This window comes from Acidovorax sp. Root219 (assembly GCF_001428665.1).
Lineage (GTDB): Bacteria > Pseudomonadota > Gammaproteobacteria > Burkholderiales > Burkholderiaceae_C > Acidovorax.
On the sequence record NZ_LMIJ01000030.1, the window covers coordinates 242,472 to 259,917 of the forward strand.

Annotated in this window: 17 protein-coding genes; 4 read left to right on the forward strand and 13 right to left on the reverse strand. The window is 67.0% G+C overall.

Features of this window, described 5'->3' with window-relative positions; genetic code table 11:
- Positions 1 to 29 precede the first annotated feature (29 nt).
- The 3 genes from ASE28_RS26375 to ASE28_RS26385 form a co-directional block, all read right to left on the reverse strand.
- The gene (locus ASE28_RS26375; RefSeq protein WP_057269121.1) at positions 30 to 1,304 is read right to left on the reverse strand and encodes a glycosyltransferase; all 1,275 of its coding nucleotides are present in this window, start codon (positions 1,302 to 1,304) and stop codon (positions 30 to 32) included.
- Between the two features lie 238 nt (positions 1,305 to 1,542).
- A complete protein-coding gene (locus ASE28_RS26380) occupies positions 1,543 to 1,932 on the reverse strand; it encodes a DUF2917 domain-containing protein (protein ID WP_057201605.1) in 390 nt (129 codons plus the stop codon).
- Positions 1,933 to 2,071: 139 nt separating this feature from the next.
- A complete protein-coding gene (locus tag ASE28_RS26385; protein WP_057269122.1) occupies positions 2,072 to 2,605 on the reverse strand; it encodes a DUF2917 domain-containing protein in 534 nt (177 codons plus the stop codon).
- A 128-nt stretch (positions 2,606 to 2,733) separates the two neighbouring features.
- On the opposite strand from ASE28_RS26385, the gene ASE28_RS26390 reads away from it, so the two are divergent.
- A complete protein-coding gene (locus tag ASE28_RS26390; protein ID WP_057201603.1) occupies positions 2,734 to 3,729 on the forward strand; it encodes a LysR substrate-binding domain-containing protein in 996 nt (331 codons plus the stop codon).
- Positions 3,730 to 3,806: 77 nt separating this feature from the next.
- Here ASE28_RS26390 and ASE28_RS26395 read toward each other — a convergent pair whose 3' ends face one another.
- The 6 genes from ASE28_RS26395 to ASE28_RS26420 are packed head-to-tail and all read right to left on the reverse strand — an operon-like array spanning position 3,807 to position 9,821.
- Positions 3,807 to 4,946 carry a DUF5624 domain-containing protein gene (locus ASE28_RS26395; RefSeq protein ID WP_057269123.1) on the reverse strand — a complete coding sequence of 380 codons (1,140 nt, stop codon included), beginning with the start codon at positions 4,944 to 4,946 and terminating at the stop codon, positions 3,807 to 3,809.
- Between the two features lie 39 nt (positions 4,947 to 4,985).
- Positions 4,986 to 6,101: a hypothetical protein gene (locus tag ASE28_RS26400; RefSeq protein ID WP_082608264.1), complete on the reverse strand. Its 1,116-nt coding sequence runs from the start codon at positions 6,099 to 6,101 to the stop codon at positions 4,986 to 4,988.
- Positions 6,098 to 6,982, reverse strand: coding sequence for an amidohydrolase family protein (locus ASE28_RS26405; RefSeq protein WP_057201600.1), 885 nt, complete (start codon positions 6,980 to 6,982; stop codon positions 6,098 to 6,100). The genes ASE28_RS26400 and ASE28_RS26405 overlap by 4 nt, the downstream gene beginning before the upstream one ends.
- 17 nt (positions 6,983 to 6,999) lie before the next feature.
- Positions 7,000 to 7,818 (reverse strand): aldolase/citrate lyase family protein, encoded by an 819-nt coding sequence (locus ASE28_RS26410; protein ID WP_057269125.1) that lies wholly within the window; start codon positions 7,816 to 7,818, stop codon positions 7,000 to 7,002.
- A gap of 22 nt (positions 7,819 to 7,840) precedes the next feature.
- On the reverse strand, positions 7,841 to 8,815 hold the full coding sequence (locus tag ASE28_RS26415; RefSeq protein ID WP_057269126.1) for a tripartite tricarboxylate transporter substrate binding protein: 975 nt from the start codon (positions 8,813 to 8,815) through the stop codon (positions 7,841 to 7,843).
- A gap of 22 nt (positions 8,816 to 8,837) precedes the next feature.
- The gene (locus ASE28_RS26420; RefSeq protein ID WP_235516223.1) at positions 8,838 to 9,821 is read right to left on the reverse strand and encodes a porin; all 984 of its coding nucleotides are present in this window, start codon (positions 9,819 to 9,821) and stop codon (positions 8,838 to 8,840) included.
- Positions 9,822 to 10,075: 254 nt separating this feature from the next.
- On the opposite strand from ASE28_RS26420, the gene ASE28_RS26425 reads away from it, so the two are divergent.
- Positions 10,076 to 10,972, forward strand: coding sequence for a LysR substrate-binding domain-containing protein (locus ASE28_RS26425; protein WP_057269127.1), 897 nt, complete (start codon positions 10,076 to 10,078; stop codon positions 10,970 to 10,972).
- A 57-nt stretch (positions 10,973 to 11,029) separates the two neighbouring features.
- On the opposite strand, the gene tyrS is transcribed toward ASE28_RS26425, so the two are convergent.
- Positions 11,030 to 12,262 carry a tyrosine--tRNA ligase gene (gene tyrS, locus ASE28_RS26430; RefSeq protein ID WP_057269128.1) on the reverse strand — a complete coding sequence of 411 codons (1,233 nt, stop codon included), beginning with the start codon at positions 12,260 to 12,262 and terminating at the stop codon, positions 11,030 to 11,032.
- 201 nt (positions 12,263 to 12,463) lie between these two features.
- Here tyrS and ASE28_RS26435 point away from each other — a divergent pair, with 201 nt between their 5' ends.
- The gene (locus ASE28_RS26435) at positions 12,464 to 13,822 is read left to right on the forward strand and encodes a M23 family metallopeptidase (protein ID WP_057201594.1); all 1,359 of its coding nucleotides are present in this window, start codon (positions 12,464 to 12,466) and stop codon (positions 13,820 to 13,822) included.
- A 27-nt stretch (positions 13,823 to 13,849) separates the two neighbouring features.
- A complete protein-coding gene (locus tag ASE28_RS26440; protein WP_057269129.1) occupies positions 13,850 to 14,959 on the forward strand; it encodes an anhydro-N-acetylmuramic acid kinase in 1,110 nt (369 codons plus the stop codon).
- A gap of 11 nt (positions 14,960 to 14,970) precedes the next feature.
- Here the strand turns inward: ASE28_RS26440 and mdtD are convergent, their stop codons facing one another.
- From mdtD to ASE28_RS26455, 3 genes are all read right to left on the reverse strand, one after another.
- Entirely contained in the window at positions 14,971 to 16,392 is a 1,422-nt protein-coding gene (gene mdtD / locus ASE28_RS26445; RefSeq protein WP_057269130.1) for a multidrug transporter subunit MdtD, read from the reverse strand.
- Between the two features lie 98 nt (positions 16,393 to 16,490).
- Positions 16,491 to 16,856: an iron-sulfur cluster insertion protein ErpA gene (gene erpA, locus ASE28_RS26450; protein ID WP_008907234.1), complete on the reverse strand. Its 366-nt coding sequence runs from the start codon at positions 16,854 to 16,856 to the stop codon at positions 16,491 to 16,493.
- 34 nt (positions 16,857 to 16,890) lie between these two features.
- On the reverse strand, positions 16,891 to 17,316 hold the full coding sequence (locus tag ASE28_RS26455; RefSeq protein WP_057201591.1) for a polymer-forming cytoskeletal protein: 426 nt from the start codon (positions 17,314 to 17,316) through the stop codon (positions 16,891 to 16,893).
- Positions 17,317 to 17,446: the final 130 nt, after the last annotated feature.

The following is a 17,446-nucleotide window of genomic DNA, read 5'->3' on the forward strand; positions in this document are numbered from 1 at the left end:
CCAACCCGGCCGCTTCTTCTGGCCAGCGGTCAGCTGCGCAGCGGGCTGCCCGCGATGCCGTGAAGCCAGTGCAGTTGCCGGGGCAGGCACACCTTGCGCAGATCAAAGTTACCCTGAGCGAACAACCGGGCATTCCCGCCCAGACGCGCTCGCGCGCCCGCGTCGTCCAATAGCGCGCACACCTCCTGGGCCAATTGCCCAGGGTCAAAGAAATCGACGAGCCGCCCGGTCTCGTCGTGCACCACCGCCTCCCGGACCGGGGCGGTATCACTGGCAACGATGGCACAGCCCACACTCATCGCCTCCAGCAGACTCCAGCTGAGCACGTAGGGGTAGGTGAGGTAGACATGCACGCTGCTGATCTGGAGCACCGACACGAAATCCGCATGGGACAGGCGCCCCAGGAAATGGACGCGCGCCATGCCCTGCGGCCCCAGGGCGTCGCGGACCTCGTCCAGGAAAATCTGCTTCCAGCTGCGCGCCCCGAACCGGGCAGGATCGGGCCTGGGACCGTAGCTGACGCCATCACCGCCGACGACAAGAACACGCGCGTGCGGCCGGCGCTGCAGGATCTCCGGCAGGGCCCGCATGAACCGGTGGTAGCCGCGCAATGGCTCCAGATCGCGGCTGACGAATGTGATGACCTCATCGGTCTTTCGGATGGTCACCTTTTCAGAGGGCGTGGAGAACGCCAGGGCGACCGCCGGATTCGGCACCAGCAGGTCCGTGTCGATGCCATCGTGAATGACGGCAATGCGATCTCTCATGGGCGAGGGAAACCCGTCCGCTTGCCACCGGGTCGGCGAGATACCGGCGTCCGCCAGATCAAAATGCAGCAGGTTGTTGAAATTCTTTGCGCGCATGCGGGCACGGGGAAACGGCCCATCGGGAAACTCCGGGTCAAACCCGACATCTGCGCCATGCGCCTGGTAGAAAAATTCGCAATAGATCGCCAACCTGGCATCGGGCCAGACCTCCTTGACGAACAGGCTCTCGCCCCAACCCGGATGGGCGATGACCACATCGGGGTGGAACCCCTGGCGCTGCAATTCCAGGCAGGCCCGGAAAGCGGCCTCGCCACGCACGAGTTTCGTTTCCGTGTCGACCAGCCAAGGATGGATGCCGGGTGTCGACTGGCGTGAAGGCATGTAGGGAACCATCCTCACCCCATTCCACGACGCCTGCCCTCCCGTGGCAGCCGGCGTCATGGTCAAGGCCAGCACCTCGTGCCCCTGCGATGCCAGGGCAGGTGCCAGGTGCTGGAACTGTCCGGGAAAATTCTGGTGAATGAAGAGGATTTTCATCAGGGGGAGTGGGCGAGTGCCAAGTGCTTCATCTCAACTGCATACGGCAGCTTTTCATTCAGGCAATGTAGATCAGAAATAAAAAGCCCCCGCACTTCTCGCGAAGAGCGGGGGCCCAGGAACCCGGCAGGTTGCGCCAACAAAAAAAGAGCCGCAGCGCCTGTGAACCAGGCAGCAGCAGCTCTCAGCTCTCTCTTCTACGTCGCACCACCACCTGCGTGGTGGTCACCAACACCCATCAGGCGCAGCAGGGGGCTCCATCCGAAGAGGGCAGGCTGGCCACGCCCAGTGCACGGCGCCACCAGGCAGGTGCGGAGCGAGGGGCCAGGCCGGTCCAGCGGTACTGCAGGCGCTGGCGGCCCAGCGTCTCCACCACTGCGTGCTGGCCGGCGGCCACCCACAGCGTCTGGCCGGCCTGCAGGAAGACGTCTCCAGCCGCCTCGCGGCTGGCACCGTGCGGGCCGTCGTCCAACGTCACCCAGGCCTGGCCTTCGGTAATGCGCAGGGCCCGGGGTGTGCGGGGCGTGAAGCTGATGGCTGCGCCAGCCTTGAGCGTGCAGACGTCCTTGGCCGCAACGCGGCCCGAGGCGCTGGAAGCTTGCAATTGCAGAACATTCGATGCGGTCATGGTTTTCTCCTGGTAAACCCTATAGGCCTCTATGGTGCACCTGTGCTTGCGGTGCGTCCAATGAATTGCAAGGCCCTGATTGATTCAACTTCGGCATCAATCGACAAAACGGCCGGATACCGGTGACGGCCTGTCCTCCTCAGGCGGGCATGCGCGCACGCTGGGTCGCTAACCGATGCAGAGCAAACCGCACCAGGCCGGCAACCAGCCGGCCGCTGGCACCCAGGGTGGCGGCCACCGCCGACCCCACGGCCCGCCCGCCCTGGCCAAGCGCGCAGACCAGGTCACGCAGCGGTTGCGCCACGCCAAGCTCCCAGTCCAGCGCCGGATCAGCAGCCGGGCGGGTGGCTGGCACGCTGTCCCAGCAGAAGGCCACGGCACCGGGGGCGCCCCCCCGCAGGTACCAGGACTCCATCACCACCTGCTGGCCAGGCTCGATGACCAGGGACTGGCCCCGGACCAGAACCATGTCCTGCGCGCCCTGATCCGTGTGGCCGGGCCTTGCGCCGACCGCAAGCCACACCCGGCCCTGCGAAATTTCAAGCACACTGCGCTCACGCGGGTTCAATGTGATGGCGCGGCCCGCGTCCAGCTTCCAGCTTCCGGCCAACACGCGGCCGGCCGCGGGGGCGATGGCGGATTGTTGCGATTCCAGAACGGTGCGGGACGACATGGTGGGCTCCTTGGTGCTTGAAAAAACGTTGTAGAGCCTGGATGATCCGCCTGTAGCGGTCTTCGGTCCAATGAAAACGCGGTACGCTATTGATGCCACCAACGCATGAATGAACATTCACACCCCGCATGCAGAACGCCGAGAACACCCCCGCCCTTTCGCGCACCCGCCCAGTGGCTGTCGGCCACTGGCGGGCTTTTCTGGCCGTGGCCCGGCACCTGAACTTCCGCGCCGCAGCCGATGAACTCGCCCTGACCCAATCGGCCGTGAGCCGCCAGATCCAGTCACTGGAGGACGAAGTGGGCGTGCCCCTGTTCCTGCGCCACACGCGCGCGGTGGAGCTGACCAGCGCCGGCGCCCAGTTGCAGCGTGCGGTGGCGCCTGCGCTTGAGCGCATGGATGCCTCGGTGCGCCTGGTGCGCCAGACGGCCGGGCGCAAGAGCGTGGCCATCAGCACCTGGGCCAGCTTCGCATCGATGTGGCTGATTCCGCGCATGGAAGAGTTCCAGCGCGACAACCCGGGCATCGACATCCGCATCGACGCCACCGATGTGCCCGTGGATCTGGAAACCTCCGACGTGGACCTGGCGCTGCGCTACAGCCTGCCCGGAACGCTGCCGCCCGGCGCGGTGCGCCTGTGCGGCGAGCAACTGGCCATCGTGGCCAGCCCCTGGCTCATCAAAAGCAACCCGCCGGTGCGTACACCCGCCGACGTGGCCCGCTTCACCCTGATCGAGGCGGGGGACGCGCACCGCAGCCAGCACCTCGAATGGCTCAGCTGGCAGCGCTGGTTCGAGAACCAGGGCCACCCCAAGCTGCAGCCCCAGCGCTGGCTGTACTTCAACTACGCCCACCAGATCGTGCAGGCGGCCCTGAGCGGTCAGGGCCTGGCGCTGGCGCGCATGCCGCTGATTGCCGATGCCCTGGCTGCGGGCGACCTGGTGGAACTGCTGCCCAACCACCGGCTGGACTCACCCCTGGCCTACTGGCTGCTGGTCGGGCCGCGCAGCGCGCAGCGCCCGGAGATCAAGGCCTTTTGCGCCTGGCTGGAGATACAGGCGCAGGCCACCCGCGAGGCCGTGGGCGAAGTTCCCGACCCGGACACGCAGGACGACCTGGACTGATCCAGTTTCCGGCAGGCCCTGCCCCGCTGGCAACCATCACCAGGCAGGGTTGCCAACAGGGCAAGGCACACCGGAAATCAGGCCAGTGCGCTGAAGTCCACGTTGGTGAAGCCGGGGATGGCCACCTCGCCGGGCCGGTTGCCATTGCGCTGCAGCGCCTCGATCACATAGTCGGCCACGCAGTTCACCAGCAGTTGCTGCGGGTCTTCCATGATGCGGCGCAGGCGCGCCACGCAGGCGGCCTGGTCATCGAGGCCATGGATGGGCGGCATGTCCTGCGCCGTGGCTGGCGAGAACACATAGGCGGGGTGGTTGGCGAACATCTGGCGAGACACTTCCACGCTGGTGCGGGTGTGCATCCAGAGCTTGCGGTAGCTCACCTCCAGGCTGGCCAGCGCAGCCGTGTCGTTGAACTGGTCCACCGAGAACCCTGGCGCGTGCGGCGCCACGTAGAGGCGGTCGGCCGGCATCTGGCCGTCGCTCACCCGCCAGACCAGGTTGCACATGCTGTTGGACGACCAGGTCACCCCGGCCGTGGGCCGGCCCGACTGGCCGCTGACCAGCACCATCACCCGCGCCCAATCGATGCCGCTGCCGCGCAGCCAGGCGCCGATGCGGTAGGCGATGTCGACATAGGCCAGCCCGAAGGTGGCGAACATGATGGCGTTCATCGACACGGGCGACACCGCAGCCGGCGGGTCGAGGTACTGCACCACGAGCGCATCAAAGTCCATCAGCGAGGCATCGGCCAGCGCGCGCTGGATGTAGGCCTCGGTGGTGGAAAGCGTGTAATGCACCATGGCCACGATCTTCGCCTCCTGGCCCGCGAAGGCGTCCAGGTTCACATGCTGGCGCCACATGCCCTCGGTGTTGGCCGCCCGCACCCGGGCGATGTGCGGCAGCAGGCCTTGCAGCTGTGTGCGCCATGCCAGATCATCGGGCGCCAGCTCGCGGCGGCGCGCCACGTAGGCCAAGGCCAGCGGCAGGTGGGAGACCGCCGTGAGTTCGATGAAGCCGCGCGTGGACTTGCGAAAGCTCTCCAGGCTCGGCGCAGCGCCGCGCCCCGGAAACAGGGCGATGTCCGACGCGGCGGAGACGAGAAGCGGGCTGTCGGCGCGCTGCTCAAGCATCATCGCGGTGAGTTGTGGGCCAATGGCATCGGGCCCACCGGTGAAGGCATGGAACAGGCCCGCAAAGTCGGATTGGGGTTGGTACATGGTGGCTTGTCGTGGTGGTACGGACTGGTGAACCTGCTGTCACGTATGCAGAATTTGGTAGATGCGGCTGTCGGTGCGAAAGTGCAGCGAGCCGCTCAGGCTGTTGGCCACGGCCAGGTACGGAACACCGCCCACCGTGAAGGCCGCCGCATCGGTTCCGCCCGAGGTATCGAACGAATGCACGGGCGCCAGCCCATCGCCCTGCCAGCGGTAGATGACCGACTGCAACTCGGGGATCGGGGCCTCGCGGCTACCGTGGATGAAGTTGACCTGCACCAGGTGGCCGCCATCGGCACCGGCCCGGGCGGGCAACCACGCGAACTCGCGCCCGCCCGGCCCGCTCAGGTGCTGGTAGGCCGCAAACTGCGCGCCGTTCCAGCGCAGCAGCCAGGTTTCGCCCAGCAGGTTGGCAAACACCAGCCAGTCGGCACCCGACGCATGGAAGTGGCAGAAGGCCCGGCCACTGGTGCCTTCGAGCACCTGCAGCGTCTCGAACGCCGTGCCGCTCCAGGCCAGCAGGCGCGAGGGCGCGATGTGGTCGGCATACGCCAGCAGCGTGCGGCCCTGCACCTCGAACGCCAGCCAGTTGTAGCGCCAGGCCGATTCCACGGTCTGGAACGGTACGAAGCGCTCGCCATCCCATTCGAAGAGGATGGACTGCGCCGCCCCGTCCACGGGCGCTCCATGCCCGGCTGCCCCTTGCGCCAGCGCCAGGAAATGCCGCCCCTGCACGCCAAAGAAGTGCCACTGCTTGGCCGCCGTGCCCACGATCTGCTGGAAGGGCTCGAAACGGCCGTTCACGAATTCGTAGATCACCGAAGGCGGCGACATGTCGTAGGGCCCATGGCCGCTGCGCAGACTGGCCGTGGCCAGGAAGTGGCGACCGTCCAGCGTGAAGAATTCGGCGTCCTCGCCGCCTGGCACGGGCAGGCGCTGGAACTCGGTGAAGCCCGTGGCCTCCCAGCGGTAGACCCACAGATCAACGTCGCTGTCGCCCGCGCCCATTCCGGGGGCGGTGCCAGGTATGTCCTCGGACAGCTGGGCAACCGCCAGGTACTGCACGCCATGGATGGTGAAGGGCTCGACGGCGCGCGCGGCGCTGGTGGGCAGGCGCTGGATTTCGCGCAGGGCGATGGCGGAGGACGGGTTCATCATGGCTGGAAATCGTAAAGGCGGGCAGGGTTGTCGCTCAGGAGGCGGTTGCGGCGTGCTTCGTCGGGCACCCACTCGCCCAGCAGATTGAGCAGGGCGCCGGTGTCCATCTGCCCGTTGGGAATATGCGGCCAGTCGCTGCCCCAGATGGTGCGCTCGGGAAGCGCATCCACGATGGCCTGGGCATAGGGCAAGAGGCGCGCGTAATTGCCATCCTTGGCGATGCGGTAGGGGCCGGAGAGCTTCATCCAGCCGCTGCCGCCGGCCACGGCGGCGATCAGGCGGTCGAAGTCGGTGCGCGTGAGGCCATCGCTCTCCAGCATGTAGCCCATGTGGTCGATGACGAAGTCAGAGGCGATGTCCGGCATCGCCGGGATCAGGTCGCGCACCACGGTGCCCGGTGTATAGAACTGCAGGTGCCAGCCAAAAGGACGCACGCGCTCGGCGCTGCGCTGGATGTAGTCCACGATCTGTGCGATGGGCCACTGCGCGCGCAGGAACAGATCAAGCCGCAGGGCACGCACGCCGCGCTGGTGCATGGCCTGCAGGGTCTCGTCGTCCACCGAGTCTTCGACCATGGCCACGCCGCGCGCGCGACCGCCCAGCTCATCGAGGGCGTCGAGCATGCAGGAGTTGTCCGTGCCGTAGAAGCTGGGCTGCACGATGGCAAAACGGGCAAGGCCCAGGCCGCGCGTCATGCGCTCGAGCATGGGGGCCGGGCCCTCGGGCAGGGTGTAGTGGGGCTGCGCCACATGCGGGTAGCGGTCCACCGGGCCGAAGACGTGCACATGGCTGTCGCAGGCGCCGGCCGGCATGGCAAAGGCGGGGCGCGACAAGGTGTCCGCATCGCGGGTGGGGGTGGGAACGAGGATCTCGGAAGCCATGAATCGGAACCATTCAGTCAGGAGAGGGTTGCAAAAGCCTGTGCCGCGCGGGCCTGCGCGGCAGCAAGAAGAAGATCGGTGTCAATGGCCGTCATGAGCAGCGGCGCCGCGCCCAGGCGCACCAGCTCGGCGCTGTAGGCCGCGTCGCTGATGCCGCCGATGGCCAGGGGCTTGCCGGCGGCGCGGCAGGCGGCGAGTGCGGCTTCGTGCGCGGCGCGCACGGCCGGGTCGCGGAAGTCGCCAGGCACGCCCAGCTCGGCGCTGAGGTCGTTGGTGCCGATGGCCAGCAGGCCCACGCCAGGCACGGCCGCGATCTCGGCCATATTGCGGATGCCCAGCGGGCTCTCGACCAGCACCTTGACCAGCGTGGCCTGGTCGGCTGCGCGGTACAGGGTGTCGGCAGGCATGCGGCGGTACTGCACCAGGGGCAGCGTACCGATGGCCGAGCGGTGGCCGTGGGGCGCAAAGCGGCAGGCGGCCACAATGTCCGCCGCCTGCGCAGCCGTTTCCACGCGGGGCGCAATGATGCCCATGGCCCCCGCATCGAGCAGGCGCCCGATCACGCCGTACTCGCGCTCGGGCACGCGCACCAGCGGCATGATGCCGATGTCCAGCGCGCAGGCGCAGATCTGCCCGGCCACGTCGATGGGCATGGTGCTGTGCTCCAGGTCCACCCAGATCACTTCATGGCCACTGGCCTTGGCCAGTCGGGCGATCTCGGGCGTGCGCGCGCCGCGCACGCCAAAGGCGGCCACAGGGTGGCCCATGGTGAGCCGGTCGATCAGCCAGGGAGCGCCCGCAACAGGGGTCAGGGGGGGAAGGTGGTGGGCGGACATGGGTGCGGGTTCTCTCTGGCGTTCAGTTGATGACGATCTTCTTGGCCTTGATCAGGCGCTCCATCGACTGCGACTCGCGCGCGATGTTGGCCTGCATCTGTGCAGGCGTCAGGTTCAGCACCTTGTTACCGGTCTCATGCAGGGCGCTGACGATCTGCGGGTCCTTGGAGGCAGTCTCCAGCGCCTTGCGCATGCGCTCGATGACCGCAGGGGAGGTTCCTGTCGGCGCCCAGATGCCGATCCAGGTGAACAGCTCCAGCCCCGGGTACAGCTCGGACAGCGTGGGCACGTCAGGTTGGGTGGCGCTGCGCTTGTCGCCCGTGTAGGCCAGCGCGCGCAGCTTGCCCGAGCGGATGTTGGGTAGGGCCGACGAGGCCGGCTCCCAGCCCACGTCGAGCTGGCCGCTCATGAGGTCGGGCATGGCGCTTTGCTTGTAGGCGATCTGCACCATGTCGATGCCTGCCGCATCCTGCAGCAGCTCCATCCCCAGGTTGGCCGTGCTCGCCGGCCCGTAGGTGGCGTAGTTGAGGCTACCGGGCTTCTGCTTGGCAATGGACACCATCTCGCGCAGCGACTTGCCGGTGAACGACTGGCTGGCCACCACGAAGGAGCCCCCGCGGAACAGCGCCGCCACGGGCACCAGGTCCTTCTCGGGGTGGTAGGGCAGCTTGGCCATCAGGTGCGGCACCGTGGTGATGGGCAGGCTGGTGGAAAACAGGAAGGTCTGCCCGTTGGGCGCGGCCTTGGCCACCGCATCGGTGCCCAGCGTGCTGGAAGCGCCCGGGCGGTTCTCGACCACCACGGCGGCCGAGAGCAGCTTGGACAGGCGGTCGGCATACAGGCGCGCAAAGGCGTCGGACCCGACCCCCACCGGGGTGGGGGTGACCAGGCGCACCGGCCCATTGGGCCAGTCCGGCGTGGATTGGGCATGGGCCTGACCCGTGCAGGCCAGGGCGGCGGCGGCGGCGATGCCAAGAAGAGCGTTGCGCTTGTGCATGGTGTGAAGCTCCTGTGCCACGTCAGAAGCTGTGCGAGATGCCGAACTGCAGGCCCGAGGCATTGCAGCCCGGCGTCGCCTCGGGGGCCTCGCTGGTCATGAAGACTGCGCTGCCCCGGTTGGTGATGCGCGAATACGCCGTGTACAGCGCCGTGCGCTTGCTCAGCGCATGCACGTAGCCCACGGCGATCTGGCGCGCACCGTCGCCCGCCACCGCAGCGCCGCGCGCCTTGGCCTCGGCCACCGACAGGCGCACGGTACCCACGTCCCCCGTTGGCACCGTAGCGCCCAGCAGCCAGTTCGAGTGCTTGGTGCCCTGCGCGCGCTGGTCCAGCCAGTAGCCCATGAGCTTGACCATGCCGAAGTTGTACGAGCCGCCGATGTTGGCCACCTTGTTGGTCTGCCCCTTGGCCGGAGTTTCGCCGTAGGCCACGGCCACGTCCACCGGACCGGAGGCATAGCCCAGCCGGGCACCGGTGTACCGTGCGCCATCGGCTCCCTCGGCCGCCGCCACCATGGCCTGGCCATAGACGCCACCCAGGTTGCGCGGCAGCAGGTAACCGAGCGAGTTGGCCGAGCGCACGAAGGTGCGGGCCCCGCCGGTGCCGAAGGGCCAGCCCTCGATGATGTTGGCAGAGCCGCCGACGCCCACCGTGCCGAAGGGCGCGAACTGGGAAACATTCCAGAACGTGGGCGCATAGTCGCGACCCAGACGCACCTCACCCCAGGCGGTGCTGGACAGGCTCACGGTGGAGCGGCGGTGGAACAGGGCCGAGCCCTCGAGCGCGCCCGAGTCGGGCAGCAACTGGGCTTCGAGCCAGAAACTGGCGGCCAGGCCGCCGCCCAGGTCTTCCGTGCCGCGAAAGCCCAGGCGGCTGGGAATGAGGTTGCCGCCCGAGGACATGGAGGTCACCGAGGCGCCACCGGCCTTGGCGTGGGTCACATTGAGGTCGAGCGTTCCGAAGATGGTCACGCCGCTCTGGGCATGGGCTGCAGTGGCCAGCACGCAGGCCGCGATACCGGAGAGAAAAAGGAAGGCTGGGGTGGTGGAGGCCGCACGAACACGGCCCGTCCTCCGGAGGGATGGCTTTGGGGGGGTCAACTTTGTCTCCTGTTATAGGTGTCCGCATCGCATGGCGGCTACGGCAGGAGGAATGCTAAGTTTGGCGATCAATATCCGGAAATACTATTTTTAGATAGAAATCAATATCTATTTCGTATAAATTCCGAATTTCCCTTTGCCCACTGCAGGAGCCTCCCATGGAAATGCGCCATCTGCGCTACTTCGTGGCCGTTGCCGAAGAGTTGAACTTCACGCGTGCCGCCCTGCGCTTGCACATGGCCCAGCCCCCGCTGAGCACCCAGATCCGCGCGCTGGAGGAGGAGATCGGTGCCGAACTCTTCGTGCGCGACACGCGGCGCGTGTACCTGACCCAGGCTGGCAAGGAGCTGCTGGTGCGGGCCCGCGCCATCCTGGCCGCCGCCCAGGAGGCTACCGAGGCGGCGCGCAGCGCCTCGGCCGGCATCTTCGGGCGCATTGCGCTCGGTGTCACGGCCTCGGCCATGTTCACCGAGCGCCTGCCGCGCGCGCTGCGCGGCTTTGGCCAGAGCCACGGACATGTGGAGATCGACCTGCAGGAGATGGCCTCCGTAGCCCAGTTGGCGGCGCTGTACGAGCGCGAACTGGATGTGGGCATCCTGCGCAAACCCGACGCGCGCCCACCGGACGGCGTGCATCTGGAGCAGTGGTACCGCGCGCCCCTGGTGGCGGCCATTCCCCGAGGCCACGCGCTCACCCGGCAGGACACCGTCGGCATGGCCGACCTGCGCCACGAGGCCTTGATCACCTATCCGCGCGACGCCGGCATCGGCCTGTACTGGCCGGTGATGCAGCTGTGCGCCCAGGCCGGCTTTCGCCCCCGCGTGGTGCGCGAGGCGCGCGAGCCGGCGTTCATGATCGGCCTGGTCGCCGCCGGCCTGGGCATCGCCATCGTTCCGCAGGACACCCGCTGCATAGGCCTCGAAGGGGTGGACTACAAGCCGATCAAAGAGCAGGACGCGGCATCGACCCTTTACCTGGCATACCGCACGGCAGAAACCGACCCGCACACGCTGGCCATGCTGGCCACCTTGCGCACCGTGGCCAGTGCGCCATGAATGAAAAGGCCCCCTGCCGACGGATCGGCAGGGGGCCTTACCTGACCAGGATGGGGATCAGCCCAGGGTTACCCGTGCGAACTTGCGCTTGCCGACCTGCACCACGTAGGTGCCCGCTTCGAGCTTGAGGCCCTTGTCGCTGACCACGCTGCCGTCCACGCGCACGCCGCCACCATCGATCAGGCGGCCCGCTTCGCTGCTGGAAGGGGCCAGATTGGCGGCCTTGAGCAGCGCGCCGATGCCCATGGGCGCGCCGGACAGGCTGAGTTCGGCAATTTCGTCGGGCACGCCGCCCTTGCTGCGGTTGTGGAAGTCCTGCTCGGCTGCCTCGGCCGCCGCTGCACTGTGAAAGCGCGTGGTGATCTCCTTGGCCAGCATGACCTTGGCGTCCTTGGGGTTGCGCCCGCCCGCCACCTCGGCCTTGAGCGCGGCGATCTGCGCCAGCGACTGGAAGGACAGCAGGGTGAACCAGTCCCACATCAGTGTGTCGGAGATCGACAGCACCTTGGCGAACATGGTGTTCGGCTCTTCGGCAATGCCGATGTAGTTGTTCTTGGACTTGGACATCTTGTCCACGCCGTCCAGGCCCACCAGCAGCGGCATGGTGAGCACACACTGCGGCTCCTGGCCATATTCCTGCTGCAGATGGCGGCCCATGAGCAGGTTGAACTTCTGGTCCGTTCCGCCGAGCTCCAGGTCGCTCTTCAAGGCCACGGAGTCGTAGCCCTGCATCAGCGGGTACAGGAACTCATGCACCGCAATGGACTGCCCGGTGGTGAAGCGCTTGTGGAAATCGTCGCGTTCCATCATGCGCGCCACCGTGTACCTGGCGGCCAGTTGGATCATGCCGCTGGCGCCCAGGGGCTCGCTCCACTCGCTGTTGTAGCGGATCTCGGTGCGTGCCGGGTCCAGCACCATGCTGGCCTGGCGGTAATAGGTCTCGGCGTTGGCCTTGATCTGTTCGGGTGTGAGCGGCGGGCGGGTGCTGTTGCGACCCGAGGGGTCGCCGATCAGGCTGGTGAAATCTCCTATCAGGAAGATCACCTGGTGGCCCAGATCTTGCAGTTGCCGCATCTTGTTGAGCACCACCGTGTGGCCGATATGGATGTCGGGCGCCGTGGGATCCAGGCCCAGCTTGATGCGCAAGGGCGTCTCCGTGGCCTCCGAGCGCGCCAGCTTCTTGACCCATTCGTCCTGCGGCAGCAGTTCCTGCACGCCGCGCAGCGAGATTTCAAGCGCCCGTCCTACACCATCGGAAACCGGCATCGTTGTAACAGCAGATTGATTCATAAGGGTTTTTTGGGATGTCTATACAGCGCGCACCGCTATACTCCAGCCCACATTGCAGAGGCGGATTCTAATGGGCCCGCTGTTTCGACCCGTTTCGTACCCTGTCGAATCGCTGCAAACAGACAGTCTGTGCGCCTTGCCTTGCCCCGTATTCACACCGGGGAAGTGCCAGGAGATCACTCTCACACTGGGGATAGACCTTTGATTCACGGCTTGACCACCGCCAGCGCGGCTTTGCTAGACCGACTGTCCCATAGCATCCAACAACACCCCAAGCACATCACCGCCGCCGTTGCAGCATTGCTGCTCACGGGCGGCGGTGGCGCATTTGCAGTCGCATCGTTCGCACCCGACCCGGCGGACATGCCGGTGCGCATGGTGAGCTACCCGGTGGAATCACTGGCCGAGAACCTGGTGCTCGGCCAGCTTGATGCACCCGGTTTCTCGCTGTTCCGCTCCGAACAGGTGCGCAGCAGCGACACCCCCGAATCGCTGCTGCAGCGCCTGGGCGTGGCCGACCCGGCCGCCGCCGCCTTCCTGCGCGGCGACAACACGGTGCGCCAGAACATGCTGGGCCGCACCGGCCGCGTCGTGTCGGCCGAAACCACCGACGACCACCGCCTGGTGCGCCTGACGGCCCGCTGGGTGCCCGACGACAGCGGCAACTTCCGCCGCCTGATCGTGGAGCGCACGGGCGAGAAATTCGGCGCGCGCGTCGAGACCGCCAAGCTCACGACCAACAGCCGCCTGGCGGGCGGCGTGATCAACAGCTCGCTGTTCGCCGCGACCGACGCCTCCAACATCCCCGACGCCGTAGCGGTGCAGATGGCCGAGCTGTTCTCGGGCAACATCGACTTTCGCCGTTCGCTGCGCAAGGGCGACCGCTTCTCGGTGGTCTATGAAACCCTGGAAGCCGACGGCGAGCCACTGAGCAGCGGCCGCGTGCTGAGCGCCGAGTTCGTCAACAACAGCAAGACCCACCAGGCCATCTGGTTCCAGGAATCGGGTGCCTCCAAAGGTGCCTACTACACGCTGGACGGTGAAAGCATGCGCCGCGCCTACCTGACCTCCCCCGTGGAGTTCTCGCGCGTGACCAGCGGCTTCAAGATGCGCATGCACCCCATCCTGAAAACCTGGCGCGCCCACCTGGGCACTGATTTCGCGGCCCCCACGGGCACGCCCGTGCGCACCGTGGGTGACGGCGTGGTGGAGTTCTCCGGCGTACAGAACGGTTTCGGCAACGTGGTCTTCGTCAAGCACCGCAACCAGCACGTCACCGTGTACGCTCACCTGAGCCGCATCGACGTGCGCCAGGGCCAGTCGGTGGAACAGGGCCAGACCCTGGGCGCCGTGGGTTCCACGGGCTGGGCCACCGGCCCGCACCTGCACTTCGAATTCCGCGTGAACGGCCAGCACCAGGATCCGCAGACCATCGTGGCAGCGAGCGAAGCCGCCGCACCGGTGTCGGCCGCTGGCCGCCCTGCCTTTGAGCGCCTGGCTTCCAACATGCGCATCCAGCTGTCTGCAGCTGCGTCGATCGAACAAGCCAGCGCGGACTGACGTCCTTCGCCAACAAGCCACCGGGCCATGTCCGAGCTGTACATCGGCCTGATGTCGGGCACCTCGCTCGACGGCATCGACGGGGTGCTGGCGGATTTCTCCGACTCCCGCATGGTGGTCACCCACCATGCCAGCGCGCCCTTCACCCCCGACCTGAGGGCCGAGTTGCTCGCCCTCAACACCCCCAGCAGCGATGAGCTGCACCGTGCCGCCCTGGCGGGCAACGGGCTGGCCCGCGCCTATGCGGGCGTGGTCAAGACGCTGCTGGAACGCAGCGGGCTGGCACCCAGTGCCATCCGTGCCATCGGAGCCCACGGCCAGACCGTGCGCCACCGCCCGCAGGAGTTCGACGGCACGGGCTACACGCTGCAACTGGGCAACCCCTCCTTGCTGGCCGAACGCACGGGCATTGCCGTGGTGGCCGACTTTCGCAGCCGCGACCTGGCTGCAGGCGGGCAAGGCGCACCTCTGGTGCCCGCATTTCACCAGGGTGTCTTCGGGCGCAACGGCGAAACCATGCTGGTGCTCAACATCGGGGGCATCTCCAACCTGAGCGTGCTGGGCGCCGATGGCCAGGTGCTGGGCTTCGACTGCGGCCCCGGCAATGCGCTGATGGATCACTGGTGCCAGCTGCACACAGGCCAGGCATTTGACGCCAGCGGCGCCTGGGCCGCCAGCGGTCAGGTGCTGCCCGAGTTGCTGGTCCTGCTGCGGCAGGAACCCTTTCTGCACAAAGTGCCACCCAAGAGCACGGGGCGCGACCTTTTCAATCCCGGCTGGCTCGCCAACCGCCTGCATGCCTTTCGCAGCGCCACCCCGCAGGACGTGCAGGCCACGCTCACGGAGTTCACGGCGCTTGCCTGCGCCGAAGATGCCCGGCGCCATGGCGCGGGCGCCTCAACCCTGGCGGTATGCGGCGGCGGCGCGCTCAATGACCACCTGATGGCCCGACTGCAGGCCGCCTGCCCTGCCCTGCAGATCGTCGCCACCGATGCGCTGGGCCTGCCCGCGCTGCAGGTGGAAGCCGCTGCCTTTGCCTGGCTGGCGCGCCAGGCGGTGAGGGGCCAGCCGGGCAACCTGCCCAGCGTCACCGGCGCCGCCGGGGGCCGCGTGCTGGGCGCCATCTACCCGGCGTGAGCGCTGGTGGGTCAGCCATGGTCTGCCGCGTCGGCCGTGGTCGCAGCCTTGCTGCTGGCCCGATCCTCTGGCGACAATTGCCAGAAGATGCCGGCCGAAGCCACCGTGATCAACCCCATGCAGGCAAACGTCGCCTGAAAAGCCCAGAGCGTGTGGCCCGCAGCAGAGGGCTGGAAAAAGGCCGTGAAGGCTGCCAGCACCGCGCCCGCCGCTGCCACGCCCATGCCCATGGCCACCATCTGCACCATGGACAACAGGCTGTTGCCGCTGCTCGCATTGGCATGGTCCAGGTCCTTGAGGGTCACCGTGTTCATGGCCGTGAACTGCAGGGAGTTCACCGCGCCAAAGGCGGCCAGTTGCAGCACGTGCATCCACAGCGGCTGGGTGGGCGTGGCCAGCCCGAAGCTGGCCATGGTCACCCCCACGAGCAGGGTATTGCCCACCAGCACCTGCCGGTAGCCAAAGCGGGTGATCAGCGGCGTGGTGAAGCGCTTCATCGACATGCCGGCAATCGCCACCGGCAGCATCATCATGCCGGCCTGCATGGGTGAGTAGCCCATGGTGACCTGCAGCAGCAGCGGGATCAGGAAGGGCATGCAGGAACTGCCCAGGCGAGAGAACAGATTGCCCAGCAGGCCGATGCGCAGGGTGTCGACCGAAAACAGCTGCGGCGAGAACAGGGGATCGGCCCGCCGCGCCGCATGCAGCCAGTAGGCCACCAGGCTGGCCAGGCCAAAGACCATCAGCACCAGCACGCTGGCCTGGCGCAGGCCCATGCTGGCCAGGCCATCCAGCGCCAAGGAAAGCGACACCATGCCGAAAGCCAGCATCAGGTAGCCCGCCAGGTCGAACCGGGGCACGAAGGTCACGGGCTCGCCCGGCATGAAGCGCAGCGTGGCGATGCACCCCACCAGCCCCACGGGTACGTTGATCAGGAAGATCCAGTGCCACGAGGCGGCCTCCACCAGCCAGCCGCCCAGCGTGGGGCCGATCAGCGGACCGATCAGGCCCGGAACAGCCACGAAGCTCATGGCCTGCAGGAACTGCTCGCGCGGGAAGGTGCGCAGCACCACCAGCCGCCCCACGGGCATCAGCAGCGCCCCGCCCAGGCCTTGCACCACGCGCGCCGCCACCAGTTGGGCGAGGCTCTGGGCCAGCGCGCAGCACACCGAGCCCAGCACGAACAGCACGATGGCCGAGAGGAAGACGCGGCGCGAACCGAAGCGGTCGGCCAGCCATCCCGAGGCCGGGATCAGCATGGCCATGGCCAGCGAGTAGGCAACCACCACCGACTGCATCTGCAGCGGGCTTTCGCCCAGGCTGCGCGCCATGGCCGGCAACGCGGTGTTGACGATGGTGGCGTCCAGCGTCTGCATGAAGAAGCCGATGGCCACCAGCCACAGGAGGACTTTGCGGGATTGTTCTTGCTGCATGCAGTGCCAGACTAAGAGGGAATCAGGAGCCCCAAATGAAAAGCCGCCCGAAGGCGGCTTGCTGCGAAGTGCGGTGCCGTGGGCACGGCCCCGCGTCCTCAGGCAGAGAAGCTGGAGCCGCAGCCGCAGGTGGTCGTGGCGTTGGGGTTCTTGATCACGAACTGGGCACCCTGCAAGTCTTCCTTGTAGTCGATCTCGGCACCCACCAGGTACTGGTAGCTCATGGCGTCGATCAGCAGCGACACGCCATTCTTGGTCATGGTGGTGTCGTCTTCGTTCGTGATTTCGTCGAAGGTGAAGCCGTACTGGAAGCCCGAGCAGCCGCCACCCTGCACGAAAACGCGCAGCTTGAGGTCCGGATTGCCTTCTTCCGCGATCAGGTCCGCCACCTTTGCTGCTGCACTGTCGGTGAACAGGATGGGGGCCGGCATTTCGGTCTGGATGTTTTCGGCAACTGCGCTCATGGGGGAACTCCGATTTTCAGGTTTGGAGCCAATACTACTGCAAAGCAGTCGGGGATTCAGGGGCCGCCGGCTTTGACGACAACTGCAGTGGGGGCTTTTCATCGGCCACTGCGGCCAGGGGGCACATCTGGCCGGTGATCATGGCGCCCTGGTGCATCTCCAGCGCCTTGTAGTGCACGTTGCCGGTGATGCGCGCCTTGGGCTGCAGCTCCAGCAGCTCGGCCGCATGCACCGGCCCGGTCACCGAGCCGTTGACGATCACATGGTCGGCATGCACCGCGCCTTCGACCCGGGCCGACTCTGAAATTACCAGAATGCTGGGCTGCTCGGTGCCCGAGCGGATGTCGCCCACCACCTCGCCATCGATGCGCATGCCCTCGCCGAACAGCACATTGCCGTCGATGCGGGTGCCGTGGGCCACCAGGCTCTTGATCGGGGGCTGCTTTTTTCGGGAAAACATGGGCAAAACTCCTGGGTCAGGGACGGCGGCCCGCACGCGCCAAAGGCGCCGGCAGGCGGTCCATCCGCATCAAAAAGAAAGGCAAGGCCCTGGCATCCTGTGCCCACCCAGCAACAACGCGGCGGCGGTT